Source organism: Acinetobacter sp. ABJ_C4_1 (assembly GCF_044538495.1).
Taxonomy (GTDB): Bacteria; Pseudomonadota; Gammaproteobacteria; order Pseudomonadales; family Moraxellaceae; genus Acinetobacter; species Acinetobacter nosocomialis_A.
In genome coordinates this window covers 248,182-271,057 of sequence record NZ_JBIUCQ010000003.1, presented here as the reverse complement: position 1 = coordinate 271,057, position 22,876 = coordinate 248,182, and the positions used below count along the sequence as shown (strand labels likewise).

The window sequence follows — 22,876 nt, the reverse complement described above, 5'->3', positions numbered from 1 at the left end:
GACTTAGCGAAATAAGAACCATTGATTTTAGTTACAAATTTATAAATTGATGGTTTATGCCATATTTGAACGCTTGTTTGAGCCTATAAATCGGACAAGCGTTTCTTTTTGCAGAGGAAATTTAAATAACTTAAACTGCAAATGCGTATGTTTCTCATTTTAATTTGATAAAAATCATAAACTTAACTATTTTTTATTTTGCAATCATTTTTAAGATTGCCCATAATAGTCTCATACGATAGGAGATTTATTATGCGTGGCAATCCAGAAGTCATAGACTATTTAAATATGCTCATTGGCGGAGAGTTGGCTGCCCGTGATCAGTATTTAATCCATTCTCGTATGTATGAAGATTGGGGCCTAAACAAGATTTATGAGCGTATTGACCATGAGATGCAAGAAGAAGCTTCTCATGCCGATGCAATTATTCGTCGTGTATTATTTTTAGGTGCCAAACCAAACATGCACCGTGAAGATATCAATGTTGGTACAGACGTTGTATCTTGCTTAAAAGCTGATTTAGCACTTGAATATCACGTACGTGAAAAATTAGCGACAGGTATTAAACTTTGTGAAGAAAAAGGCGACTACATTAGTCGTGACATGTTACGTCAACAATTATCAGATACTGAAGAAGACCATACTTATTGGCTCGAAAAACAGTTGCGTTTAATTGAACTGATTGGCCTACAAAATTATATTCAGTCTCAAATTTAATGATTTGAAAAACCCAGCTTAAGCTGGGTTTTTTATTCGCTCATTTTAATAAAATGAAGTCATTCCTTAGAGGTTAATATTGTCAAATTGAATATATTCAAAGCCTTACTATATAAGGCTTTGGCGGTTACAAAAAAGTCAGAAAAATTGTATCAGACCCCATGTTTTTTTTGTGGAATTGGATATAATTTCACCAACAAAAACCCTTGCCTGGAACTTAATAAGGCAGGGGTTTTTCTATGGGGAATCGGTTGGTATGGATCGCCAATGGTTTTATGGTGAGCTTCGCGTATATGTTATTTTCCAAACCTGCTGTTTTAGATACAGCTACTCTCTTAAGCACACAACGATTAGCAACTCGTCTTAGCTTTTTTAGCTTGGGCTTTGCGATATCTGCTTGGGCGCCACTTATTCCTTATGCACAGCAACGTTTAAACCTAAATCATGCAAATTTTGGTTTATTGCTGCTTTGTATGGGAATCGGCTCAATGATTGCTATGCCTGCGACAGGGGCTTTAGTTAAGCGTTGGGGATGTCGTCCTTTAATTGCTGTGGCGACTATACTCTTAACAGTATTACTACCAAGTTTGACAATCTGGCATAGTCTTGTATCGATGGCGGTGGCGTTATTTATTTTTGGTACGGCAGCAGGTAGTCTTGGCGTTGCTATCAATTTACAAGCAGTTGTGGTGGAAAAGAACAGCTTACGTGCACTCATGTCCAGTTTTCATGGTATGTGTAGCCTTGGTGGTTTAATAGGTGCCATGCTTGTTACTGCACTATTGGCAATTGGTCTTTCACCATTCATGAGTACGCTGTCTGTGGTCATGATTTTATTGGCTGTTAGTTTTGTTGCTATCCCATCTGCTTTAACAACCTTTGAGCAAGATGAAAAAGGTGCAGCAGAAATAACTGACGCACCGAAAAAATCTTCGCGTCCCAATGGTACTATTCTCTTAATTGGGATGATGTGTTTTATTGCCTTCTTGTCAGAAGGTGCCGCGATGGACTGGGGTGGTATTTATTTAACGAGTAAATATCAGCTGAATCCTGCTTTTGCGGGGCTGGCTTATACATTCTTTGCACTTAGTATGACAAGTGGTCGTTTTGCAGGACATCTCTTGTTAAAACAATGGGGCGAGAAAACCATTGTGACTTATAGTGCAATTGTTGCAGCTCTTGCTATGGTCACTATTGTGATGGCACCTGTTTGGCAGGTCGTGGTATTAGGTTACGCACTTTTAGGTTTAGGCTGCTCTAACATTGTGCCTGTTATGTTTTCACGTGTTGGCCGTCAAAATGATATGCCTAAAGCAGCAGCGCTTTCTTTGGTTTCAACCATTGCTTACACTGGCTCATTAAGTGGTCCAGCTTTAATCGGCTTAATTGGTCAGTGGACCAGTCTAACCACAGTGCTAACAGGTGTAGCAGTTTTATTAACTATGATTGCTCTACTCAATCGCTTTACCCTTGTGAAGGCAAAGTAACTTAAGCCAACTTACCCGCCGAAAGAACATCGAGAAAACTTCTCGATGTTCTATAAGCTTAAATCATTATAAGACATGGTAAGTAGGTTGATACTTGTCTTGTAATGACAGCTTAGACTTATTGAAAGTCGGAGCATTTTCTAAATCCTTCAAGAAAGTATTTCGCCAATCACTCAAGTCGGTGGCTGCCAAACCTTCTATTAATTGTTCATAACGATTAATACGTTCTGCTTTAGACATCTCTAGAGCAGTTTTTAGAGTATCCATCATGGCTGCTCTATCTAATGGGTCAACAATCAAGGCCTGAGTCATTTGTTCAGCAGCACCAGCATATTTAGATAAAATCAGCACACCTGGGTTCTCTGGATCTTGAGCCGCAATATATTCTTTTGCGACCAAGTTCATACCATCACGTAATGAGCTAATCCAGCAAATATCAGAACGACGATAAATATGCATTAGACTGTCATGTTGAACAGTATCGTAGCAGCAATCAATTGGACGCCAGTCTTCGTGTGCAAACTCTTCATTAATCAGCTCTAGTTTGGTTTTAAAACGTTGGTATAAACGTTGATAAGCTGGAATATCAGTACGTGAAGGCGTTGCAACTTGAAGGTGGCGTACCAGTCCATGATATTCAGGATTAGTTTCCAAGAAGGTCGCAAATGCATTGAAACGCTCAAGTAAACCTTTTGAATAATCAATCCGATCAACCCCAATAATAGTTTTTTGACGTGGAATATCTTCAAAGTTAAATACATATGGGGTATGAAATGCCTGTTGTGCTTGGCGCTGAATAAGTTCTGGTTGCACACCAATAGGGTAGGACTTAATCAACACCTGACGTTTTTTATAACTGATTCGGTCGCTTAGTATTTTTTGAGCTTCAAGTAAGCCCATACAGGTTTGCATACAGGTGTTTTGGTCAGCTTGGGTCTGTAGACCAACCACATCATATTGGCAAAGGTCTTGTATTAACTGTAGTGCAACTGGAATTTTGCGCCAAATATTTAAGCTTGCAAAAGGAATATGCAAAAAGAAACCGATTTTATTTTGCATACCTAATTCGCGGCAATGACGGGCTACACTAAAAAAGTGGTAGTCATGTACCCAAATAACATCATCTGGTTGAGCAATTTGCTTTAATTTTTCAGCAAATAAATGGTTAACCCTTTGGTAAGTCTTATATTCTTCAGCATCATATTCGATCAGATCATCTCGATCATGCATGGCAGGCCATAAAACTTTGTTAGCAAAACCACAGTAGTACTGTGCATATTGCTGATGTGTAAGAGGGCAGGTAATGTAGTCAATCCCATGAGAATATGCCTGATCGAACTCAGGTGCTTCAGTATCGGTAATTTGCTGACCATTCCAGCCTAACCAAATGCCGTTACTGTCATTTAATGCGTCTTGTACAGCTACTGCAAGGCCACCTGCTGAAGCCTTACCTGATGGCATACTTATTCGATTCGATAACACGATTAATTTAGACATATTTGTTCTCCATTCTGATCTTGACTATTTTTGACGTATAACTTTTTTATTTTTTCGAGAAAGAAAAAAAGAAAATTAGAAACGCTGTTAATATCTTTTAATCTATATTGAGCTTCTGTTTCACCAGAACCTACTTTAATTGAAGTGCCAAATTGTTGATTAATAAAAGTGAAACCCGATTCATCTGTTAAATCATCTCCTATAAATATTGGATGAATTACCGGTAAATTAAGATGATTTAATATAGTTTGAATTGCTTTACCTTTATCTGCCTGTTTAGGTATTAATTCAACTACAAATTTTCCTCTATTTAATTTTAGTTGAGGATAAAAATATTTAATCTGTTGCATAATATAAATTGCATTATTTTCTAATTCTGGATTTTTTCGATAATGCAAAGCAATAGAATATCCTTTATCCTCAATTAATAAATTGGGATATTTTTTACAAGATTTTATAATATCTTGTTTTAATTTGTTAAAATTAATATCACTTAAGTCTGGGTGAATATAAGTGTTAGAGTCAAAATAAATATCTAAACCATGTAGCCCAGCTATAGGAACTTCAATAGACTGAAGCAGCTTACTCGCTGTTTCAACATCACGACCTGTTACAGCAATCACTGGTATATTTAATTCAATAATTTTTTTTATAACTTCTAATGTCGTATTCGGAATAAAACTATGTTCAGGATGAATTTGAAATGGAGCTAATGTTCCATCAATATCCAGAAATAAACAATAATTTTTATCTGAAGGTAAGGTATTTATAATACCGTTGGGTGTAACAAAATATGTATCTTTTTCTCTCCCATTAGATATTATACTTTGACTATTCATATTAACCTGCCTAATATTTTGATCATTAATTAATCTTCTAGCATTAAAATGAATTGATGAGTCATTTTTTTTAATAAAAAAACATAAGTATTAACATTAATTACATTGCACAATGGATTTATGGGTGAAGTGTGGATTATGTTGTTTTTTGATTTGCTTCAATGTTTAGTTAATTAAAATTTTGTATGTTTCATATGAATAATTTAGGCCTTACTTATCAATATATTTCAGAATATTAAATACCTCTAAATGTCTGATTTTACTTTGTGAAATTTAATTTTTATGTTGATTTTAAAGGATATTTAAAATTGATATTAATATATAATCTTGCAAAAGTTGGCTGTGGGCAAGCATATGAAGTTACAAAATAAAATTTTATTGATTACAGGTTGGGGAGTAGGGATAGAACCTTTGCAATCACTTAAATTGCATTTGGAAAAAGCTGGTTTCGAAACACAACTAATTAATATTTTTGATATTTTAGAGAGTAACTATCAAGCACAGCTTGATTTAGTGGCCGAAATTGATGTGGTTATAGGCTGGTCTTTAGGCGGACAGTTAGCAACTCATCTCGTTGACTTTTTTTATAAACAAACTGGGCAAACTAAAATGTTAATTACGCTCGCGTCGAATCCATGTTTTGTTGCTAACGATAATTGGCAAATAGCAATGCCTACTGATGTATTTAGTCAATTTAAAGCGTCTTTTTTACAGAACCCGCAAGCCACTTTAAAGCGTTTTTATTATTTGATTACACTTGGCTCATCTCAAGCGAAACAAGATTGGATGAGTGTACAAAATATAGCAAATCCGCCGTCAAATGAACTTTTAATAGAAGGTTTGCAAATGCTTGAACAGTTAAATCTGGTAGATAACTTGAAAAACTATCCAGGTCTACAGCTTCATTTGTTTGCTGAGCAAGACAATGTCATTCCTTGCAAAATTATGGAGAATTTTAAGGATTTCGCTACAGAAAACATGACTTATAAGTTGCTAAAAGACGCTACACATGCTTTTCCCTACTTACAGGTGGAAAGAACAATTGAAGAAATCTGCCAATTTTTAACAATTCATCAGCAAAGTTCATAAGCTTTGGTTGATCTCGCAATTTTCTTTCATTCTTAACAGGTTTAACATGTGCTAAATGAAAGATTTGATTGCTGTAAAAGGGTATAGAGGATGACCGATAATTTTGATTTGGAACATATTTGGCATCCATATACTTCAATGACTCAACCGTTACCAACATTTAAAGTGAAACGTGCCTATGGCGCAACGATTGAACTAGATGATGGTAAAACTTTAATTGATGGCATGTCCTCTTGGTGGTGTGCAATTCATGGCTATAACCACCCTGAACTTAATCAAGCAGTGACCGATCAATTACAGAACATGTCACATATCATGTTTGGTGGGCTAACTCATGATCCTGCGATTGAGCTTGGGAAAGTTCTTTTAAAAATTACACCGCCAAGTCTCGATAAAATTTTCTATGCAGATTCAGGTTCGGTTGCCGTTGAAGTTGCTTTAAAAATGGCTGTGCAGTTCTGGACAGCACAGGGCCAACCACAAAAAACAAATTTTATTACAACGCGTTCTGGTTACCACGGAGATACATGGAATGCGATGTCTGTGTGTGATCCGGTTACAGGCATGCACCAAATTTTTGGTACAAGCTTACCCAACCGCCTTTTTGTGGCGGCACCACAAACCAAATTCCACGAAGAATGGAATCCTCAAGATATTGCCGAGCTAGAACAAGCTATTCAGCAAAATCATGAAAACCTTGCTGCACTCATTATTGAACCAATTGTTCAAGGTGCAGGGGGCATGCGTTTTTATCATCCTGAATATTTACGTCAGGCTAAAGCACTTTGTGAGAAATATCATCTCTTATTAATTTTTGATGAAATCGCGACTGGCTTTGGCCGTACAGGAAAGCTTTTTGCTTGGGAACATGCCCAAGTCGAGCCTGACATTATGTGTATAGGCAAAGGTTTAACAGGTGGTTATATGACGTTATCTGCGACTTTGACTACAAAGCATGTTGCAGAAACCATTAGTCGTGGTGAGGCTGGAGTATTTATGCACGGCCCAACCTTTATGGCCAATCCACTTGCTTGTGCCGTTGCCTTGAGAAGTACGCAACTTTTAATTGAGCAAGATTGGCAAGCCAATATTAAGCGAATTGAGCAACAGCTTAGCCAACATTTAGTGGCTTTAAATCAGCTGGATTATGTTGCTGATGTACGAGTGCTGGGTGCAATTGGTGTAGTAGAACTCACCTTTAATGTTGATATGAAAACTTTACAGCAACAATTTGTAGACCGTGGAATCTGGATTCGCCCTTTTGGCAAACTGGTTTATGTGATGCCACCTTATGTCATTACTCAACAAGAGCTAAGCGATTTGCTTGAACAATTAGTTGAAGTTGTTAAAACATTGCAGGGAGCGTATTAAGATGTCATTGCTTGATCATTTTGCTACAGAGTTAGATGAGTTAAAACAACAAGGTAATTTCAGACAATTTACCCAAAATGTACAGCATGGCCGTTTTATTACTATTCAAAATAAAACAATGCTCAACTTAGCCTCAAATGACTATCTTGGATTGGCGGCTGATCTTAATCTTCGCCAAGAGTTTTTAGATAGCTTGCCGTTAGAGCGCAGCTATTTTAGTTCTTCATCGGCCCGTTTATTGACGGGTAACTTTGATGAATATGAGCAGTTGGAAAATAGCCTAAGCAAAGCATTTGGTGGTCGGTCGGCTCTGTTATTTAATAGTGGCTATCACATGAATATTGGTATTTTGCCAGCTGTTTCTGATAACAAAACTTTAATTTTGGCTGATAAGTTAGTTCATGCGAGCATGATTGACGGTATACGTTTATCTGGTGCGCAGTATGTGCGTTATCGACATAATGATTTACAGCACTTAGAACAACTTCTGCAAAAATATCATGATGATGACAAAATTGAACGAATCATTGTAGTCACAGAAAGTATTTTTAGTATGGATGGTGATGAAACGGATTTAGCCGCATTAGTCCAGCTTAAAAAACGTTTTGCTAAAACCATGCTTTATGTCGATGAAGCACACTCAATTGGTGTACGTGGTCAGCAGGGTTTGGGATGTGCTGAACAATATAATGTGATTCAGGAAATTGATTTTCTAGTTGGTACCTTTGGTAAAGCATTGGCAGCAGTCGGTGGTTACATTATTTGCGATCCAATTATTAAAGACTATCTTATTAATAAAATGCGTCCGCTTATTTTTACGACCTCTCAACCTCCTATTATTGTAGCGTGGATAAACTTTATATTCCAAAAAGTATTAGTTGCTCAACCTCAGCGTGAACACTTAAAAAATATTAGCCAATATCTTCAACAAGCTGTTGTACAAAAGGGTTATGTAAGTCCGTCGACCAGTCATATTGTTCCAATTATTGTGGGAGAGAGTCAGGCTGCGATCGATAAGGCAAAACACGTTCAAGAAAGCGGCTTTTATGCCATGCCTGTACGCCCACCAACAGTACCTAAAAATAGTGCACGTTTGCGTATTTCTTTAACGTCAATGGTGCAGCAACATGAGCTTGAAGCACTGGTGAGTTTTCTGTGAGTCTGAATAAAAACTTAGTTGCCGAGCGTTTTGCTAAAGCAGGGCAAAGCTATTCAGAGCATGCGGTTGTTCAAAAACAAATTTGCCAAAATTTAACGGGCTTACTAAAGCAGTTTTGTCCAAGCACGATGTCACGTGTCTTTGAAATTGGTTGTGGTTCTGGCAACTTAACTCGTCTGCTTGTTGAATCTTTTCAAATTGAAGATTTAATTTTGAATGATCTGTATGCAGAGGTGCAACAGCACTTTAGTCATCAAGAACATTTGAAATGGTTAATTGGAGATGTTGAAACGTTAGAACTCCCTCAACAGCTCGATATGATTGTTTCTGGTTCTGCTTTGCAATGGATGCAAGATTTACCGCGTTTGCTTAAGCGTTGTAATGAAGCTTTAACTGACAGCGGTTGGTTATGCTTTTCAACATTTGGAGCTAAGAACTTAATTGAAATTAAAGAGCTAACTGGACAAGGCCTAAGTTACTGGTCGCTTGAAAATTGGACCAGTACCTTAACTCAGGCTGGTTTTGAGATTTTGCATTTGTCAGAGTCACAAACTCAACTCTATTTCAATTCACCTAAAGCGGTATTACAACATTTGAAAGCAACAGGTGTAACTGCTACAGCTCAGCATCGTTGGACTAAGCAAAGTTTACAGCAGTTTTATCAAAATTATGAGCGGTTTAAGCATGCTGAGGGATATGCCTTAACATATCATCCAATTTATTGTATTGCCTGGAGAATGAAGTAAATGAGTGGTCAGGTCTATTTTGTGAGTGGGATTGATACCGAAATTGGTAAAACCTACGCGACAGGCTTTTTAGCAAAATTATGGACTGAGCAGGGTAAAAAAGTAATTACCCAAAAACTCATTCAAACAGGTAATGCTGATATTTCTGAAGATATCGAGAAGCATCGTGAAATTATGGGGCAAGGTTGGTTTCAGGAAGATCACGATAAGCTGACTATGCCTGAAATCTTTAGTTATCCTGCTTCACCTCATTTGGCAACACGCTTAGATAATAGAGAAATTGATTTTCAAAAAATTGAAAATGCGACTCAAACATTGGCTGAGCGTTTTGAAATTGTATTGTTAGAAGGTGCAGGGGGCTTAATGGTGCCATTAACTACAAGTCTACTCACCATTGACTATGTGGCTCAGCATCAGTTTCCTGTTATTTTAGTGACTTCTGGTCGTTTAGGAAGTATTAACCATACTTTGCTTAGTCTTGAGGCACTTAAGTCACGCGGCCTGAAATTAAAAGCTTTGGTTTATAACTTAAAAGATGAATCAAAAGATCCATTAATTTCGCAAGATACTTCAAATTATTTGAAGGACTATTTAGCCATACATTTTCCTGAGGCTGAGTGGATTGAATTAGCAAAAATGAATTAAGTGCAAACCAGCAATAAAAAACCGCTCTAATGTGAGCGGTTTTTTGATTTAAAAGTTTTACTTAGAACTTTTTAAATCCACGGTTAAAACCCGTCGATTTGCGCTGATTGCCTGTGTTAGCTGGCGCTTCTTTTTCATCATCACGGCGCTGTTGGCGTAAGTAACCACCACGACGTGCTGCCATTGGCTTTTCAGTCATACGGTCAGTACGACGTTTTGCCATGCCAAATAAACCTGTACCTTGACGTGGCTTTAATTCAACAGATTTTGCCAAGTTGTCGATGTCAGTTTTGTCTAACTCCATCCAACGACCCGTACGTAACTCACGTGGTAAAATAACAGTACCGTAGCGAGTACGTAATAAGCGGCTTACTTTAAGACCTTGTGATTCGAAAATACGGCGAACCTCACGGTTACGACCTTCTTTCACTACAACTTGATACCAGCGGTTAATACCTTCACCACCAATTTCAGAGAAAGATTCGAACTTGGCTGGACCATCTTCAAGCTCTACACCATTGACCATGTTTTGACGTAATTGTGGAGTTACTTCACCCATTACACGTACAGCGTATTCACGTTCAATTTCATTAGATGGGTGCATTAAGCGGTTAGCAAGCTCACCATCATTTGTAAATAGTAATAAACCTGTACTGTTAATATCCAGACGACCTACCATTACCCAACGGTCATTTGCAATTTGTGGCAAATGATCAAATACGGTTGGGCGTTTTTCTGGGTCATTACGTGAACAGATCTCACCTTCAGGTTTATAATAAATCAGTACACGACGACGAATTTCGTCCTCGATTTGGAACTGAACTTTACGGCCATCAATGCGTAATTCATCGCCTGGTTCAATGCGCTCACCCACTTGGGCAACGCTGCCGTTTACACTCACGCGTCCTGCGGCAATAACCTCTTCCATATATCGACGGGAACCTAATCCGATTCGCGCTAATACTTTTTGCAATTTTTCACTCATGACAGCACAACCTTAGACATAATGATCAACAGTCCACCTCTTTATGATTTCGGTGCATTCGCATCGAGAGCCATAAATGCTTCCTTGGCGTTCTGTAGGGGAGGCAATTGGCCTAAAGAGGCTAGACCAAAAGCATTCAGAAATTGAGGCGTTGTAATTAGCAACGCAGGTCTTCCGGGTAAATCTCTAAAACCGGCTTCTTTAATCCAGTTCCAGTCAAATAGCGTTCTGAGAATCTGACTATTATTAGATACACCACGAATTTGTTCAATATCAGCACGCGTGACTGGTTGATGATACGCAATGACAGCCAACGTTTCTAGTAAAGATGGCGACAGTTTTGTTGGTCGCTCTGGCCAAATCTGCGCAATAATATTGCGATATTTGGATCTTACCTGAAAACGGAAGCCTTGCGCGGTTTCAATCAACTCAATAGAGCGGCCATGTTGTAAGAGGGCAAGCTGTTGTAAAAGCTGACGAAGCTGTTGTTTGTTATATTGATTATTAAAAGCTTCTTTTAAACGAGCAATTGAAACAGGTGCTTCACTGGCAAAAATAATCGCTTCAAGTTGCAATAAAACTTCGTGATGAATGTCAGCTAATGACAAATCGGTATTATTTTGTTCAAAACTCATGCCGCAGACCCTTGAATAGCTAATGGAGCTTCAACACCTGTCGCAATAATTTTAATCTTTTGTTGTCGGGTCAATTCTAAAACAGCCATAAAAGTTACAACCATTCCCATACGGCCTTGTTGGGGATTCAGTAATTCTTTAAAACTTAACACGTCGCCTGACTCTAATTTCTCTTCAATATAAGCAATACGTTCTTCTAACAGTACAGGCTCTTGTGCAATTGTGTGCGTTACAGGTTCTGGACGGTTAAATACGCAAAACAAAGCATCGTGTAATGCTGAAACATCATAACCTTCATAAACAGGCGCAATATGTCCTAAGCTTACATTGGCACTAAATGTATCACGGTCAAGAACTGGCATTTGACCTAAACGTTCAGCAGCTTGCTTAATGCGTAAATAAGTTTCTAGTCGATCAATAAGATCCTGCTTCGGATCTTTTTCAATACTAATAACAGTAGGTTTAGGTAAGAGTAAGCGAGACTTCAAATCAGCCAATAGAGCAGCCATCACCATATAGTCAGCAGTCAGCTCAATATTTAAGGATTTCATGCTATCCATATAAGCTAAATATTGAGTGGCAATAGGGGCGATATCTAGCTGAACTAAATCAAAACCGTTTTTCTGAATCAGATAAATTAAAAAGTCGAGTGGTCCTTCAAACTGTTCGAGTAAAATCTCGAAGGCAGCTGGAGGAATATAAAGATCTTCAGGAATCGTGTCGTGCCACTCATCTAAAACACGGATGTGTGGAACGTCTTCCATGGATTGATGAAGTGATTGGTTCATTACGATTATAAGCCACGCGAATTTTCAAAAGCATGAGACTTGTTTTCAAGTCAATAAGAGCTGTAGCAGAAGAACAGCAGATAGTGCAAAACATTCTAAAGGAATTGTGACTTTTAATAAATTGCTTAACGACTAAAGTGTAAAAAAAATCCAAACTAAATAAAGAGTATTTTTTTTCTTGATAATACTTTTTTTTTAACTGTTGGTAAAAAGGAGAATAAGTGCTTATTCGAAAGCACTTACATCTCCAGCGCCATGACGGATAATTTCTGGATGTTCACCCGATAAGTCAACAATACTGGTGGTTGTTAAAATACCGAACCCACCATCGATAAAGACATCAATACGTTTAGCCAACTGATTTTCAATATCGTAAGGATCATCTAGTGGGTCTTCTTGCCCGGGTAAAATCAATGTACTTGTCAGTAAAGGCTCACCAAGTTCTTTTAATAAAGCCTGACAAATCGGGTTACTTGGTATGCGTAAACCAATCGTTTTCTTTTTAGGATGCATTAACCTACGAGGAACTTCGCTGGTCGCAGGTAAAATGAAAGTCGTAATGGCAGGTGTATTTGCCTTTAATAATCTATAAGTCGCATTATCAACTTTTGCATAAGTCGCGATATCTGATAAATCGCAACACATAATTGCATATTGATGTTTAGGACCTAAATCACGAATCTGGGCAATACGTTCCATCGCATTTTTATTACCAATCTGGCATCCGATTGCATAGGCAGCATCGGTAGGGTAGACCACAACATCTCCTGCACGAATACGCTCAACAGCTTGATCAATGAGGCGTTGCTGTGGATTTTCAGGATGTACATGTAAATGCAGCATATTTTAGAGACTCCATCACGCCAGTATTAAAAATAGTATTAGACTTTTCAAACTTGGGAAGCAAGTCAATTACGTAGTTTTTTTGTCATTTAATCAAGGAGTTCACGTTTAAATTCATTTAATTGTAACGCTGCACCTGCTCGCGTACATAGGCAAATACATTCAATGAATCTTGCTGCATCAACAGGTAGTTTAGCTTCACCAGAAAAGTAACGTTGTACTTGGGCATAAACATTATCTTTAAACTTTTTGCCATCTCCGCTATCACCTGTCAGGTTATCTAGAGATACTCTAAATTTTCGGCCAAAAGACTGGGCAAATAGCCATTCTATGGCTTGAGGTTTGACTTCTACTTGTTCAAATAAATCCTGCTGTTCTTTAGTTCGGCCATCTGGCGCATACCAATAACCTAAATCGGGTAGTAGGCGTCTTTTTGCACCTGCAATTGTCCAATGGCTAATTTCATGCAAAGCACTATTAAAAAAACCATGGGCAAATTGAATTTTAGCTGGCTCATGTTCATTCGCTGGGAAATATTCTGGTTCAAATTCTCCACGAACTAATGTCACATTATGGTGGGAAAACCAGTGATTAAAGTGTAAAATAAGCCAATCAACTTGCTCAGACTCTAATTTTGAGCTTGGCCATGGTGAGAGTTGCACCACGTCAGGTAAAAGAGTGTTTTGGTGAGTTGAATGGGTGCAAACGAGTAATGAAGTGTTAACTTCAGGTTGCGGCTGCAACAGGTGCATTGCTTAATTTACCCCGAGTTCTGTCTAAAGAAGTACAAAATTGTATCTTAATCTTTGACAGAGTACCGATGAATTTGTAGAATTGCCGCCTTAATTATGTCAGCAAATACCTTTCCGGCACAGATTGAGCCGTTTAAATGGGCTGAACAAGGCTTTACATGGTCAGGTCAACTGCCATTGTCTCGTCTTGCTCGTATTGCTCGTGAAGCTGTTGGGTCAATTGATAACCAATTGATCAACATAGACTGTAAGCTATCAATGGATGCCTATCATCGCATTGTGTGGTTAGATGGTCATATGGAAACAAAAGTTCCGATGGAGTGCCAACGTTGTTTGGAATCTGTTGAAATGCCAATTGTTTCTGACTTTCATATTGCACTTGTAGATGATGAGTCACTGATAGAGCGCTTGGATGAGGATGCTGATTTCATCGTTTTAGGTGAAAGTGAGTCTTCGACAAAAGGTGATTTTGATACACCTGCTTCGATCAACTTACTCGCATTACTAGAAGATGAACTGTTATTGTTGATGCCTTTATCTCCCAAGCATGATGCTTGTGAACATAAACATCAACCTACCATTCAGAACGTTGTCGAAGAGAAACGGGATAACCCGTTTGATGTTTTGGCAGGTTTGAAGGGTAAACTTAACTCATAATTTGTGTTATGATTATGAGATAAGACAACTGAATTTGTTCTGATCCATTTTTTCGATCTTTGTAAGGAGCCATCATGGCCGTTCAGCAAAACCGTAAAAGTCGCTCTCGCCGTGACATGCGCCGTTCACATGACGCTTTAACCGAGAATGCATTAACAGTAGACCAAGCAACTGGTGAAACTCATCGTCGTCACCACGTGACTAAAGACGGTTTCTACCGTGGTCGTCAATTATTCGCTAAAGCAGCTGATGCTGAATAATTGCATGATATGCATTAAGCGTGATGCTTAAGTATAGAAAAAATGGGAGCGAAAGCTCCCTTTTTTTGTTGTTTTTCGCAATTATAAATATACAAATTAAATGTTAAATTTCCGCTCCAGAGAAATGAGTGAAAACCCAAAAAGGATTTCTTATGTCTGCTAAACGTCTTGAACAAGTAGCTTTAGCCACAAAAACTGCATTTGTGTTTCCGGGTCAAGGTTCACAAAAAGTTGGTATGCTCGCTGAACTCGCAGAACAGTTTAGTGGAGTTGGGCAAACTTTTGCTGAAGCTTCAGACGCGCTAGGATTTGATCTTTGGCACATTGCGCAAAGTGGTGAAGGTTTAGACCAAACAGAAAACACCCAACCTGTATTATTAACTGCCAGCATCGCTTTATGGCGTCTATGGTTAGATTTAGGTGGTTTAGCGCCTAAATACCTTGCAGGGCACTCTTTAGGTGAATACAGCGCTTTAGTTGCAGCGGGTTCAATGAGTTTGGCAGATGCAGTTAAATTAGTTAATTTGCGTGGAAAACTCATGCAAAGTGCTGTTCCTCAAGGGGAAGGCGCTATGGCTGCAATTCTTGGTTTGGCCGATGATAAAGTAGTTGAATTGTGCCAGAGCGTATCTGCATCAGGTCAAGGTTCAGTTGAAGCTGCAAATTATAATTCACAAGGTCAGGTTGTAATTGCTGGTAGTACTGCATCTGTACAGCAAGTTATGGCATTGGCAAAAGAACAATCTGCTAAAGCAATTGCTTTACCAGTTTCTGTACCTTCGCATTGTTCATTGATGAAACCTGCTGCAGAGAAATTTGCAGAAGCTTTGGAACAAACTGCCATTGAGCTACCTACCATTCCTGTAATACAAAATGTCAACGCGGGAATTGCTACCGATGTTGCTCAATTACGTCAGGCTTTAACGGCACAATTGTACCAGTCTGTACAATGGACTCGTACCATGCAGTCTCTACAAGACCAAGGTATTCAGTACATTGTTGAGTGTGGTCCAGGTACAGTATTGAGTAATCTCGCAAAGCGTTTACCAAATATTGAAAAAGCTTTTTCTATTGATAGTAAGAGCAAAATGGAAGATGCCCTAAATGCTGTTTTAGTGGCAGAAGGAAAAATTGCATGACACAAGAACGCAAAGTTGCATTAGTAACGGGCGCGAGTCGGGGCATTGGCGCTGCAATTGCCCAGCAACTTATTCAAGACGGTTATTTTGTCGTAGGTACTGCGACTTCTGAATCTGGTGCACAAAAGCTAACTGATAGCTTTGGTGAACAAGGTGCAGGTTTGGCGCTTGACGTGCGTAATCTCGATGAGATTGAAGCAGTCGTGTCTCATATTGAACAGAACTATGGTCCTGTACTTGTTCTTGTTAACAATGCAGGTATTACGAAAGACAATTTGTTGCTTCGTATGTCTGAAGATGATTGGGATGACATTCTCAATATCCACCTTAAAGCCGTTTATCGTTTATCTAAACGCGTACTTAAAGGTATGACGAAAGCACGTTTTGGTCGAATTATTAATATCAGTTCTGTTGTTGCTCATTTTGCAAACCCAGGCCAAGCAAACTACTCTGCTGCTAAAGCAGGTATTGAAGCATTCAGCCGTAGCCTTGCAAAAGAGATGGGTAGCCGCCAAATTACTGTAAACAGTGTGGCACCAGGTTTTATTGCAACAGAAATGACAGATGCACTTAGTGAAGACATTCGCAAAAAAATGAGTGATCAAGTGGCTTTAAATCGCTTAGGTGAGCCACAAGATATCGCAAATGCGGTGAGTTTCCTTGCAAGTGATAAAGCAGGTTACATTACCGGTACGGTATTACATGTAAATGGTGGTTTATACATGGCCTAACGCCGATGTATAAACTTTTAAAAATTTTTATATTCAATTAAACTAGTGGCAAATCAAACGCCACAAGCAATGAGGAGAATTCCTGTGAGCGATATCGAACAACGCGTTAAACAAGCGGTTGCAGAACAACTTGGTCTTAAAGCTGAAGAGATTAAAAACGAAGCATCTTTCATGGATGACTTGGGTGCTGACTCTTTAGATTTAGTTGAACTTGTTATGTCTTTCGAAAATGACTTCGACATCACTATCCCTGATGAAGATTCAAACGAAATCACTACAGTTCAATCTGCAATTGACTATGTAACTAAAAAACTTGGTTAATTCGCATATTGCTGATTAAAAAGAAGGCCACCGTAAGGTGGCTTTTTTTATTTGAGTAAAATAATGGAGAGAGATACATATTTTTACAAGATCAACCTTAATTGATAGCAGAGGTGTCTCTTTTTTCAAGTATAACAATAAGGGTCAGTTTAATGACTTTACTATAAACAATAAGATGAGGACTAAAAATGGGTCTTTTTGATTTTGTAAAAGGTATTGGTAAAAAAAATACCGCACCAGCAGAACCACAACCAGCTCCAGCAACTCCAGCAGAACCTTCTGCACAAGAAGTGGCGAATAAATTATTAGGATTAATTAAAAGTTTAGGCCTTGGGGTGGAAGGCTTATCTGTAACATATAATGGTTCAACTGATACTGCGACTATTAATGGTCAAGTACAAAGCCAAGCGGATAAAGAAAAGATTATTCTTATTGTTGGTAACATCGATCATGTTGCACATGTAGATGACCAGATGACTGTTGTGACTCCAGAGCCGGAAAGCAAATTTTATACAGTAAAATCTGGTGATAATCTTTCAAAAATTGCGAAAGAATTTTATGGTGATGCAAACCAGTATCCGAAAATCTTTGAAGCAAATAAACCAATGTTGAAAGATCCAGATGAGATTTTCCCTGGACAAGTTTTACGTATTCCACAGTAATTGGAATAAATAAAAAGGCGCTTTAAGCGCCTTTTTATTTGGTTGTTAAAATCGTTTTGGAATCTTTTGTCCATTAGGTACAGGTGTTTCGGCATTTTTTAAAACACCAAATAACCATGTTTCTGCATGTTGTACTGCAATTTTTAGAGAATCACCTAAAGCTAAGCGACCTGCAATAAAACTCGCTAATGAACAACCTGATCCATGATATTCACCTTCAAGGCGAGGACAACTACTACTCGCCGCAAGTTCACCATCGATATATAAACTATTTTTAATGAAGTCGGGAGTATCTTCGTGTCCACCTTTCACTAATAGAGCCTTGGCACCCATTTCAAATAACTTTTGTGTTGCTTGCTCTAAGTCATCAATACCTGTTAATGCTCGTAATTCAACTGTATTTGGGGTAATAAGAGTCGCTAGGGGAATCAGTTCAACAAATGCTTTAACTAGAGTTGCTTGGTCTCCTAACGAACCGCCACTGTTTGCAACTAAAACAGGGTCAAGTACATATTGATAGTCAGGATGAGCACGTAAAAATTCAGCGAGTGCAGCAATATTATCTGTGGTGCCCAGCATACCTGACTTAACACATTTAATGGGTAAATCACCTACCACGGCATTAGCTTGAGCTAGTAATAGTTCTTTTGAGGTTGCTTCAAAGCCAAATACTTGTTGTGAGTTTTGAATGGTAAGAGCTGTACATGCAATTGCTGCATGGGCGCCACTTTGTCCAATCGCTTCAATATCGGCTTGTAAACCTGCACCACCTGAAGGGTCTAAACCCGAGAAACAAAGTACGGTTGGACGCACGGTTATTTCCTTTTCAATTTAAATTTACGTTAGTATAAGAGAGTTTGATTAAACTCTCGACTAATTGAATTAAATACTTTACTGGGTTAGTGATTGAATGGCTATAAAACATATTTTGATTGATTTAGATGGAACCTTAACAGACCCAAAAGTTGGTATCCATACTTCAATTCGCTATGCAATGGAAAAACTAGGCTATCCATTGGCTGCCGATTTAGATATTGATTGGACCATTGGTCCACCATTAAAGCCATCACTTGCAAAATTATTAGCTACTCAAGATGATGATTTAGCTGAACAAGCTTTAATGGCTTATCGTGAGCGTTTCTCGGTCATTGGTTTATTTGAAAATGAAGTATATCCATCTGTTGCAAAAACGCTTAGCGCTTTAAAAAAAGAAGGATATCGTTTATTTGTTGCTACTGCTAAACCAACAATTTATGCGAAACGAATTTTAGATCATTTTGAATTAAGCCAATATTTTGTACATATTTATGGCAGTGAATTAACGGGTGAGAGGACCAATAAAGCTGAGCTTATTCATTATATTCTTGAGCATGAGCAATTAAACCCAGAAGAATGTTTAATGGTAGGTGACCGTCAATATGATGTTTTAGGTGCTCGCCACAATGGTATTGAGGCGGTAGCTGTGACTTACGGTTATGGAACACCAGAAGAACTTGCTCAAGCACAGCCAAAAGCAATGATTAATCAGTTCTCTGAACTTTTGGACTATGTTGAAGAACTGGCAGCACAAAAGAAAGTTTCTTAAATATAAATAAGTTTTAATTTATAGGTTTGGCTTTGGTCTAAAGCCAAACCTTTTTTATTTAAATACCGTGTTGTTGACGGTATTGAACAAGTTCTTCAATCGTAATCACAGTTAAGTGATGAGTTTGTGCATATGCTAAAACTTGAATGCCTGATGCCATTGTGCCATCTGGATTAGTCAATTCACATAACACACCAGCAGGTTTTAGACCGGCTAATCTTGCTAGATCAATTGTTCCCTCAGTATGACCACGTCGAGTAAGCACGCCACCATTACGTGCGCGTAATGGGAAAACGTGACCAGGACGATTTAAGTCACTTGCAACAGTACCATCTTTAATAGCAGTTTTAATCGTTGTTACACGGTCTTTAGCAGAAACACCAGTGGTAACGCCTTGAGCGGCTTCAATGGTCACTGTAAATGCAGTATGAAACTGACTTGAGTTTTGAGAAACCATTGGTGGAAGATCTAAGTGATCTGCTAATTCTTCTGTCAGGCATAAACATACAATACCTGAGCCGTCACGAATCATACGTGCCATGGTCTCAACAGTTAGAGTTTCTGCTGCAACAATTAAATCTGCTTCGTTTTCACGGTCAAAGTCATCCATAACCAAGACAGGTTTGCCTTGACGGATATCTTCTAATGCTTGTTGAATACGCTGCTCAGCAGGAGAGAGGGCTGAGAAAAAAAGTTCTGGTTGAATTAAGCTAGACATAATGAAACGCTCTCGTAAAAATACGGTTGAACATTTCAGGACTGATGTAAAAACAGGCTGGCACTGAAATAAAACGGATTTATCCCAGTTCGTCGTCTTCTTTCATCCGGACTATACCGTCGGCTTTGGAGTTTCACCAAATCTGCTCAAATTACACAATTTAAGCTCGTGGGCTTGTTAATCTATTCATAAAATTAACTTTACCACCGGTGGGGAATTACACCCCGCCCTGAAGCGATGGGTTTTATTATAGCGCGCTTGGCAAAATTGGCTAGATGCTTTTGTAGAATGCTAAGTCTCATTATGAATAAGTATTTTCATAAATCGAAATAGGTTTTTTAACAAGAGCTTACTTGTTGGTTTTAAAAGTGAATGCTATGTTTTTTATAGAAAATTATAAATAAAACAGGTTTTTCATGCAGATTAGAGACGATTATCCATTTAGGAATACTTTATTTATTCAGCATCTCCATATTTTCAGTTATGTATTTATGGCGCTCAGTATTCTTTATTTAATTGCTGCTAACTGGTTGATGCTTCCTAATAGCATTCAACTCATCATTCCACCTGTTATATTACTTGTCACTGCTTGGGTGAGCGTAAAAGATACTTTAAGCGAGGGGGTTCGGCAGACCTTACATGGTATTTGTGGCTTGATGGTCGGTTTGAGTCTGGCTGTAATAGGGCAAGTTTATCAAACTGGTGCAGACAGTTATTTATTGTTCTTGATTTGGACTTTGCTTTTATTACCTTGGTTATATCGACCTAATATCGGTATTTTTGCTTTAGTTTGTATTACAGGCCAACTTACACTTTTTTTATTTTTTAGACAGACTTTTTTGGCAGAGAAATTTCCCTATCTGTATCTTTTTGCTCTAAATCTATTAAGCCTTGTGCTATTTTGGGTCTGCCAAAAAAAATATACGGCTTTACGTTTTATTTTTATTGCTTGGTTTGCTGTTATTTCAATAATAGGGATGATCCAATTTTTATCGAATAAAAATTTACCGTATCTGATCTCGGCTTTCTTTCTAGGCGTTATTGCTTTCTATTATTTCTTTAAAAAGAATGATCAGCTATGTGCCAGTTTGATGGCTGCTGTTCTCGGTGTAACCGCAACAATATGGCTTGTAGATGGTATTAATCATTTATTTAAAGATTCTAATGAGTTTATTTTTTTATTGATTGCGGGCATTATTTTTATTTGGTTTGCACTCATTAGTTACTTCTTAATAAGAATTTTTCGCCAAAGTCGTTTTTATGTCATTCCTTTAGCAATTGGTGCTTGGCTTGCTGGTTTAGCACTTGCAGCATTTACACTCGTATTTTGGGAGACTATTTCTTTAATTATTGGAATCATTTTTGTTGTTATAGCTATAACATTACTGACAAAATCTCAAAGCTATTTCATTCGGCAATTTGTATATTGTTTATTTGTGAGTGGGCAGACTGCTTTTTTATTCCATCTTGGTTCTGAGACAAATCAAATTTTATGGGTGTTGATTGCCCAGATTTTTATGCTATGTATCAGTTATTTTCTTAAGCCTCATTGGTTCTTTATTTTAATTCAAATGCTCGCAACTTATGGCATAGCATTTATCTACATACTGCAACTAGACCATTCATTGTGGTCAGTACATCCGACTCAAACTTACTTCAATTTAACTTTACTTAACTATTTAATTTTTAGCTTAGTACTACTAATAGGGAGTAAGGCAGCTATATTGTATGAGCGGAGTATCTTTTTATGCGTACTTGCTGTGATTTTGGTGAACTCATTCTTTGATAATTTTATAGGGTTAGCATTGCTTGATTCGGCTGATCAGTCATCATGGTTTTTCTATGTTTTACCAAGTCTATGGTTATTGTGCTTTAGTTTTTTCTATCTCTATAGGCAACTTCACGCTATAACTTTTTTTGCCTTTTTAATTTTTGGCATAGTACTTATTGCACTCGGCTATTTTGATGTATTCATTCTATTTATAATTTTGACATGGGCCTTAAAAAATAAAGATCGCGTTGTTTACGGTATTACACTTCTTGTGTTTGCTATTGTACTTTGGCAACTTTATTACAGTCTACAATTAAGTTTTCTAGCTAAAAGTGCATCAATCCTAGTGTCAGGAATTATATTGTTGGCCGTATATGGATTGCTCCTACAAGAAGCTAAGAACAATTTTGTTGAGGGAGAAAAGTAATGAAAAAGTATTTCTCTCTTATACTTGCAATAGTCACTGTATTAGTTTTTGCAGGTTTGGTAGCGAAAAATGAATGGCGCCTGCATCAGAGTAAAAGTATTTTTATTAAGCTTAAGCCCGTTGACCCTCGCTCCATATTACAAGGGGACTACATGGCGCTGGCGTATGAATTAAATTTACAATCTCTTAAAGCACTTTCAGGAAGCGAAGGTGAAGCTTTAGATCAAGTGATTCTTAATCATGCCAATATTCCAGCAAAAGTTATTTTGGATTCACAAAATCGAGTAGTTCGTACAATTTTAGATACTCACAATTCATTTGCTGGGCAAAGTTTAATTTTAAAAAATCCTGAAAATCGTTTGCAGGCTTTATATCCAGCTTCTCGAAGTTTTTTATTTGCCGAAGGTCTAGCTCAATGCTATGAAAAAGCAAAGTATGCTGAATTTAAGGTAAATACAAAAGGCGAGGCGACTTTATTTGATTTAAGAGGAGAAGAACTACAGCCTTTAAACTGTAAGCAGCAGCGAAGCTGGTGGAAGGGGACTGCTAGGAATTTGTAAAGTCAAATAAAAAAGCCCGTATTTACGGGCTTTTTTATTTTTAAATCTTTAATTAAGCAACTTGTACAGGAATGCAATTCGCTGTGTGGTTGACTGTATTATCTGGGTTTGCATATACCAAACGTGGTTTATGAGCATTTGCTTCAACTTCTGTGAAATCACCAAATGTAGCAATAATAACTAAATCGCCTACATCTGCTTGGTGAGCAGCACCACCGTTTACTGAAATAATGCCAGAGTTGTCTTCACCACGAATCGCGTAAGTTGTGAAGCGCTTGCCATTAGTTACGTTCCAAACGTGGATTTCTTCGTATTCACGAATACCAGCTAAATCCATCAATACGCCATCAATTGCACAAGAACCTTCATAGTGAAGTTCAGCATGGGTTACAACTGCACGGTGAATTTTGCATTTTAATAAACGAGATAGCATGGCTAGCGTCTCCTGAGTAGACCTAAGAAGATCTTATAGTGAAATCTTTTGCCTTTGCC

The 22,876-nt window shown here is 38.0% G+C and carries 26 protein-coding genes and 1 riboswitch; of the genes, 16 read left to right on the top strand and 10 right to left on the bottom strand.

Going from position 1 to position 22,876, the window contains the following annotated elements; translation table 11 throughout:
* Window positions 1-252 precede the first annotated feature (252 nt).
* Both bfr and ACIF8R_RS06565 read left to right on the top strand, forming a co-directional pair.
* Complete coding sequence (bfr, locus tag ACIF8R_RS06570; protein ID WP_001214863.1) at window positions 253-717, top strand: bacterioferritin; 465 nt, start codon at window positions 253-255, stop codon at window positions 715-717.
* 293 nt (window positions 718-1,010) lie between these two features.
* On the top strand, window positions 1,011-2,204 hold the full coding sequence (locus ACIF8R_RS06565) for an MFS transporter (protein ID WP_396479871.1): 1,194 nt from the start codon (window positions 1,011-1,013) through the stop codon (window positions 2,202-2,204).
* Between the two features lie 66 nt (window positions 2,205-2,270).
* Here ACIF8R_RS06565 and ACIF8R_RS06560 read toward each other — a convergent pair whose 3' ends face one another.
* Both ACIF8R_RS06560 and otsB read right to left on the bottom strand, forming a co-directional pair.
* On the bottom strand, window positions 2,271-3,701 hold the full coding sequence (locus tag ACIF8R_RS06560) for a trehalose-6-phosphate synthase (protein WP_396479809.1): 1,431 nt from the start codon (window positions 3,699-3,701) through the stop codon (window positions 2,271-2,273).
* Window positions 3,689-4,540, bottom strand: a complete 852-nt coding sequence (gene otsB, locus ACIF8R_RS06555; protein WP_396479807.1) for a trehalose-phosphatase — start codon at window positions 4,538-4,540, stop codon at window positions 3,689-3,691. Before otsB ends, ACIF8R_RS06560 begins: the two co-directional genes overlap by 13 nt.
* Window positions 4,541-4,894: 354 nt before the next feature.
* Between otsB and ACIF8R_RS06550 the strand changes: the two genes are divergently transcribed.
* The 5 genes from ACIF8R_RS06550 (at window position 4,895) to bioD (ending at window position 9,550) form a co-directional block, all read left to right on the top strand.
* Window positions 4,895-5,629 carry a hydrolase gene (locus ACIF8R_RS06550; protein WP_396479805.1) on the top strand — a complete coding sequence of 245 codons (735 nt, stop codon included), beginning with the start codon at window positions 4,895-4,897 and terminating at the stop codon, window positions 5,627-5,629.
* A gap of 90 nt (window positions 5,630-5,719) precedes the next feature.
* Window positions 5,720-7,000: an adenosylmethionine--8-amino-7-oxononanoate transaminase gene (gene bioA / locus ACIF8R_RS06545; protein ID WP_396479803.1), complete on the top strand. Its 1,281-nt coding sequence runs from the start codon at window positions 5,720-5,722 to the stop codon at window positions 6,998-7,000.
* A 1-nt stretch (window position 7,001) separates the two neighbouring features.
* Window positions 7,002-8,159, top strand: coding sequence for an 8-amino-7-oxononanoate synthase (locus ACIF8R_RS06540; RefSeq protein WP_396479801.1), 1,158 nt, complete (start codon window positions 7,002-7,004; stop codon window positions 8,157-8,159).
* Window positions 8,156-8,905, top strand: coding sequence for a malonyl-ACP O-methyltransferase BioC (gene bioC, locus ACIF8R_RS06535; protein ID WP_396479799.1), 750 nt, complete (start codon window positions 8,156-8,158; stop codon window positions 8,903-8,905). The genes ACIF8R_RS06540 and bioC overlap by 4 nt, the downstream gene beginning before the upstream one ends.
* Complete coding sequence (gene bioD / locus ACIF8R_RS06530) at window positions 8,906-9,550, top strand: dethiobiotin synthase (protein WP_216985618.1); 645 nt, start codon at window positions 8,906-8,908, stop codon at window positions 9,548-9,550.
* A gap of 61 nt (window positions 9,551-9,611) precedes the next feature.
* Here the strand turns inward: bioD and rluB are convergent, their stop codons facing one another.
* From rluB to ACIF8R_RS06505, 5 genes are all read right to left on the bottom strand, one after another.
* Entirely contained in the window at window positions 9,612-10,535 is a 924-nt protein-coding gene (gene rluB / locus ACIF8R_RS06525) for a 23S rRNA pseudouridine(2605) synthase RluB (RefSeq protein WP_263613051.1), read from the bottom strand.
* A 41-nt stretch (window positions 10,536-10,576) separates the two neighbouring features.
* The gene (gene scpB / locus ACIF8R_RS06520) at window positions 10,577-11,170 is read right to left on the bottom strand and encodes an SMC-Scp complex subunit ScpB (protein WP_004703403.1); all 594 of its coding nucleotides are present in this window, start codon (window positions 11,168-11,170) and stop codon (window positions 10,577-10,579) included.
* Window positions 11,167-11,958, bottom strand: coding sequence for a ScpA family protein (locus ACIF8R_RS06515; RefSeq protein WP_031944538.1), 792 nt, complete (start codon window positions 11,956-11,958; stop codon window positions 11,167-11,169). Before ACIF8R_RS06515 ends, scpB begins: the two co-directional genes overlap by 4 nt.
* Before the next feature lie 225 nt (window positions 11,959-12,183).
* The gene (locus ACIF8R_RS06510; RefSeq protein ID WP_396479797.1) at window positions 12,184-12,801 is read right to left on the bottom strand and encodes an L-threonylcarbamoyladenylate synthase; all 618 of its coding nucleotides are present in this window, start codon (window positions 12,799-12,801) and stop codon (window positions 12,184-12,186) included.
* Window positions 12,802-12,890: 89 nt separating this feature from the next.
* A complete protein-coding gene (locus ACIF8R_RS06505) occupies window positions 12,891-13,553 on the bottom strand; it encodes an elongation factor P hydroxylase (RefSeq protein ID WP_396479795.1) in 663 nt (220 codons plus the stop codon).
* 96 nt (window positions 13,554-13,649) lie between these two features.
* On the opposite strand from ACIF8R_RS06505, the gene ACIF8R_RS06500 reads away from it, so the two are divergent.
* The 6 genes from ACIF8R_RS06500 to lysM all read left to right on the top strand — a co-directional run bounded on the left by ACIF8R_RS06500 (window position 13,650) and on the right by lysM (window position 17,323).
* Window positions 13,650-14,210, top strand: coding sequence for a YceD family protein (locus ACIF8R_RS06500; protein WP_396479793.1), 561 nt, complete (start codon window positions 13,650-13,652; stop codon window positions 14,208-14,210).
* Window positions 14,211-14,284: 74 nt separating this feature from the next.
* A complete protein-coding gene (gene rpmF / locus ACIF8R_RS06495; RefSeq protein WP_000290730.1) occupies window positions 14,285-14,470 on the top strand; it encodes a 50S ribosomal protein L32 in 186 nt (61 codons plus the stop codon).
* A 152-nt stretch (window positions 14,471-14,622) separates the two neighbouring features.
* Window positions 14,623-15,609, top strand: a complete 987-nt coding sequence (gene fabD / locus ACIF8R_RS06490) for an ACP S-malonyltransferase (RefSeq protein ID WP_396479791.1) — start codon at window positions 14,623-14,625, stop codon at window positions 15,607-15,609.
* Entirely contained in the window at window positions 15,606-16,340 is a 735-nt protein-coding gene (gene fabG, locus ACIF8R_RS06485) for a 3-oxoacyl-ACP reductase FabG (protein WP_000191300.1), read from the top strand. Before fabD ends, fabG begins: the two co-directional genes overlap by 4 nt.
* 84 nt (window positions 16,341-16,424) lie before the next feature.
* Window positions 16,425-16,661 carry an acyl carrier protein gene (acpP, locus tag ACIF8R_RS06480; protein ID WP_001279871.1) on the top strand — a complete coding sequence of 79 codons (237 nt, stop codon included), beginning with the start codon at window positions 16,425-16,427 and terminating at the stop codon, window positions 16,659-16,661.
* 188 nt (window positions 16,662-16,849) lie between these two features.
* Window positions 16,850-17,323: a peptidoglycan-binding protein LysM gene (gene lysM / locus ACIF8R_RS06475; RefSeq protein ID WP_263613054.1), complete on the top strand. Its 474-nt coding sequence runs from the start codon at window positions 16,850-16,852 to the stop codon at window positions 17,321-17,323.
* Between the two features lie 45 nt (window positions 17,324-17,368).
* Here the strand turns inward: lysM and ACIF8R_RS06470 are convergent, their stop codons facing one another.
* Complete coding sequence (locus ACIF8R_RS06470; protein WP_396479789.1) at window positions 17,369-18,136, bottom strand: hydroxymethylpyrimidine/phosphomethylpyrimidine kinase; 768 nt, start codon at window positions 18,134-18,136, stop codon at window positions 17,369-17,371.
* 97 nt (window positions 18,137-18,233) lie between these two features.
* Here ACIF8R_RS06470 and ACIF8R_RS06465 point away from each other — a divergent pair, with 97 nt between their 5' ends.
* Window positions 18,234-18,908 carry an HAD-IA family hydrolase gene (locus tag ACIF8R_RS06465; protein ID WP_263613056.1) on the top strand — a complete coding sequence of 225 codons (675 nt, stop codon included), beginning with the start codon at window positions 18,234-18,236 and terminating at the stop codon, window positions 18,906-18,908.
* 58 nt (window positions 18,909-18,966) lie between these two features.
* On the opposite strand, the gene ribB is transcribed toward ACIF8R_RS06465, so the two are convergent.
* On the bottom strand, window positions 18,967-19,626 hold the full coding sequence (gene ribB, locus ACIF8R_RS06460) for a 3,4-dihydroxy-2-butanone-4-phosphate synthase (RefSeq protein ID WP_396479787.1): 660 nt from the start codon (window positions 19,624-19,626) through the stop codon (window positions 18,967-18,969).
* Window positions 19,627-19,716: 90 nt separating this feature from the next.
* Window positions 19,717-19,866: riboswitch (FMN riboswitch) on the bottom strand.
* Between the two features lie 176 nt (window positions 19,867-20,042).
* On the opposite strand from ribB, the gene ACIF8R_RS06455 reads away from it, so the two are divergent.
* Together ACIF8R_RS06455 and ACIF8R_RS06450 are read left to right on the top strand one after the other, a co-directional pair.
* Window positions 20,043-21,824 (top strand): DUF2157 domain-containing protein, encoded by a 1,782-nt coding sequence (locus ACIF8R_RS06455; RefSeq protein WP_396479785.1) that lies wholly within the window; start codon window positions 20,043-20,045, stop codon window positions 21,822-21,824.
* Window positions 21,824-22,384, top strand: coding sequence for a GDYXXLXY domain-containing protein (locus ACIF8R_RS06450; protein WP_311070141.1), 561 nt, complete (start codon window positions 21,824-21,826; stop codon window positions 22,382-22,384). The genes ACIF8R_RS06455 and ACIF8R_RS06450 overlap by 1 nt, the downstream gene beginning before the upstream one ends.
* 52 nt (window positions 22,385-22,436) lie before the next feature.
* On the opposite strand, the gene panD is transcribed toward ACIF8R_RS06450, so the two are convergent.
* Window positions 22,437-22,817, bottom strand: a complete 381-nt coding sequence (gene panD, locus ACIF8R_RS06445; RefSeq protein WP_016142035.1) for an aspartate 1-decarboxylase — start codon at window positions 22,815-22,817, stop codon at window positions 22,437-22,439.
* Between the last annotated feature and the right edge of the window lie 59 nt (window positions 22,818-22,876).

Excerpts from the sequence above, each read along its gene's own strand:
- rluB (WP_263613051.1), bottom strand. The coding sequence starts at position 10,535 with ATGAGTGAAAAATTGCAAAAAGTATTAGCGCGAATCGGATTAGGTTCC.
- scpB (WP_004703403.1), bottom strand. The coding sequence starts at position 11,170 with ATGAGTTTTGAACAAAATAATACCGATTTGTCATTAGCTGACATTCAT.
- bioD (WP_216985618.1), top strand. The coding sequence starts at position 8,906 with ATGAGTGGTCAGGTCTATTTTGTGAGTGGGATTGATACCGAAATTGGT.
- otsB (WP_396479807.1), bottom strand. The coding sequence starts at position 4,540 with ATGAATAGTCAAAGTATAATATCTAATGGGAGAGAAAAAGATACATAT.
- ACIF8R_RS06540 (WP_396479801.1), top strand. The coding sequence starts at position 7,002 with ATGTCATTGCTTGATCATTTTGCTACAGAGTTAGATGAGTTAAAACAA.
- ribB (WP_396479787.1), bottom strand. The coding sequence starts at position 19,626 with ATGTCTAGCTTAATTCAACCAGAACTTTTTTTCTCAGCCCTCTCTCCT.
- ACIF8R_RS06510 (WP_396479797.1), bottom strand. The coding sequence starts at position 12,801 with ATGCTGCATTTACATGTACATCCTGAAAATCCACAGCAACGCCTCATT.
- ACIF8R_RS06550 (WP_396479805.1), top strand. The coding sequence starts at position 4,895 with ATGAAGTTACAAAATAAAATTTTATTGATTACAGGTTGGGGAGTAGGG.
- panD (WP_016142035.1), bottom strand. The coding sequence starts at position 22,817 with ATGCTATCTCGTTTATTAAAATGCAAAATTCACCGTGCAGTTGTAACC.
- fabD (WP_396479791.1), top strand. The coding sequence starts at position 14,623 with ATGTCTGCTAAACGTCTTGAACAAGTAGCTTTAGCCACAAAAACTGCA.
- ACIF8R_RS06560 (WP_396479809.1), bottom strand. The coding sequence starts at position 3,701 with ATGTCTAAATTAATCGTGTTATCGAATCGAATAAGTATGCCATCAGGT.
- ACIF8R_RS06565 (WP_396479871.1), top strand. The coding sequence starts at position 1,011 with ATGTTATTTTCCAAACCTGCTGTTTTAGATACAGCTACTCTCTTAAGC.
- rpmF (WP_000290730.1), top strand. The coding sequence starts at position 14,285 with ATGGCCGTTCAGCAAAACCGTAAAAGTCGCTCTCGCCGTGACATGCGC.
- ACIF8R_RS06455 (WP_396479785.1), top strand. The coding sequence starts at position 20,043 with ATGCAGATTAGAGACGATTATCCATTTAGGAATACTTTATTTATTCAG.
- ACIF8R_RS06465 (WP_263613056.1), top strand. The coding sequence starts at position 18,234 with ATGGCTATAAAACATATTTTGATTGATTTAGATGGAACCTTAACAGAC.
- ACIF8R_RS06505 (WP_396479795.1), bottom strand. The coding sequence starts at position 13,553 with ATGCACCTGTTGCAGCCGCAACCTGAAGTTAACACTTCATTACTCGTT.
- bfr (WP_001214863.1), top strand. The coding sequence starts at position 253 with ATGCGTGGCAATCCAGAAGTCATAGACTATTTAAATATGCTCATTGGC.
- lysM (WP_263613054.1), top strand. The coding sequence starts at position 16,850 with ATGGGTCTTTTTGATTTTGTAAAAGGTATTGGTAAAAAAAATACCGCA.
- ACIF8R_RS06450 (WP_311070141.1), top strand. The coding sequence starts at position 21,824 with ATGAAAAAGTATTTCTCTCTTATACTTGCAATAGTCACTGTATTAGTT.
- fabG (WP_000191300.1), top strand. The coding sequence starts at position 15,606 with ATGACACAAGAACGCAAAGTTGCATTAGTAACGGGCGCGAGTCGGGGC.
- ACIF8R_RS06515 (WP_031944538.1), bottom strand. The coding sequence starts at position 11,958 with ATGAACCAATCACTTCATCAATCCATGGAAGACGTTCCACACATCCGT.
- bioA (WP_396479803.1), top strand. The coding sequence starts at position 5,720 with ATGACCGATAATTTTGATTTGGAACATATTTGGCATCCATATACTTCA.
- ACIF8R_RS06500 (WP_396479793.1), top strand. The coding sequence starts at position 13,650 with ATGTCAGCAAATACCTTTCCGGCACAGATTGAGCCGTTTAAATGGGCT.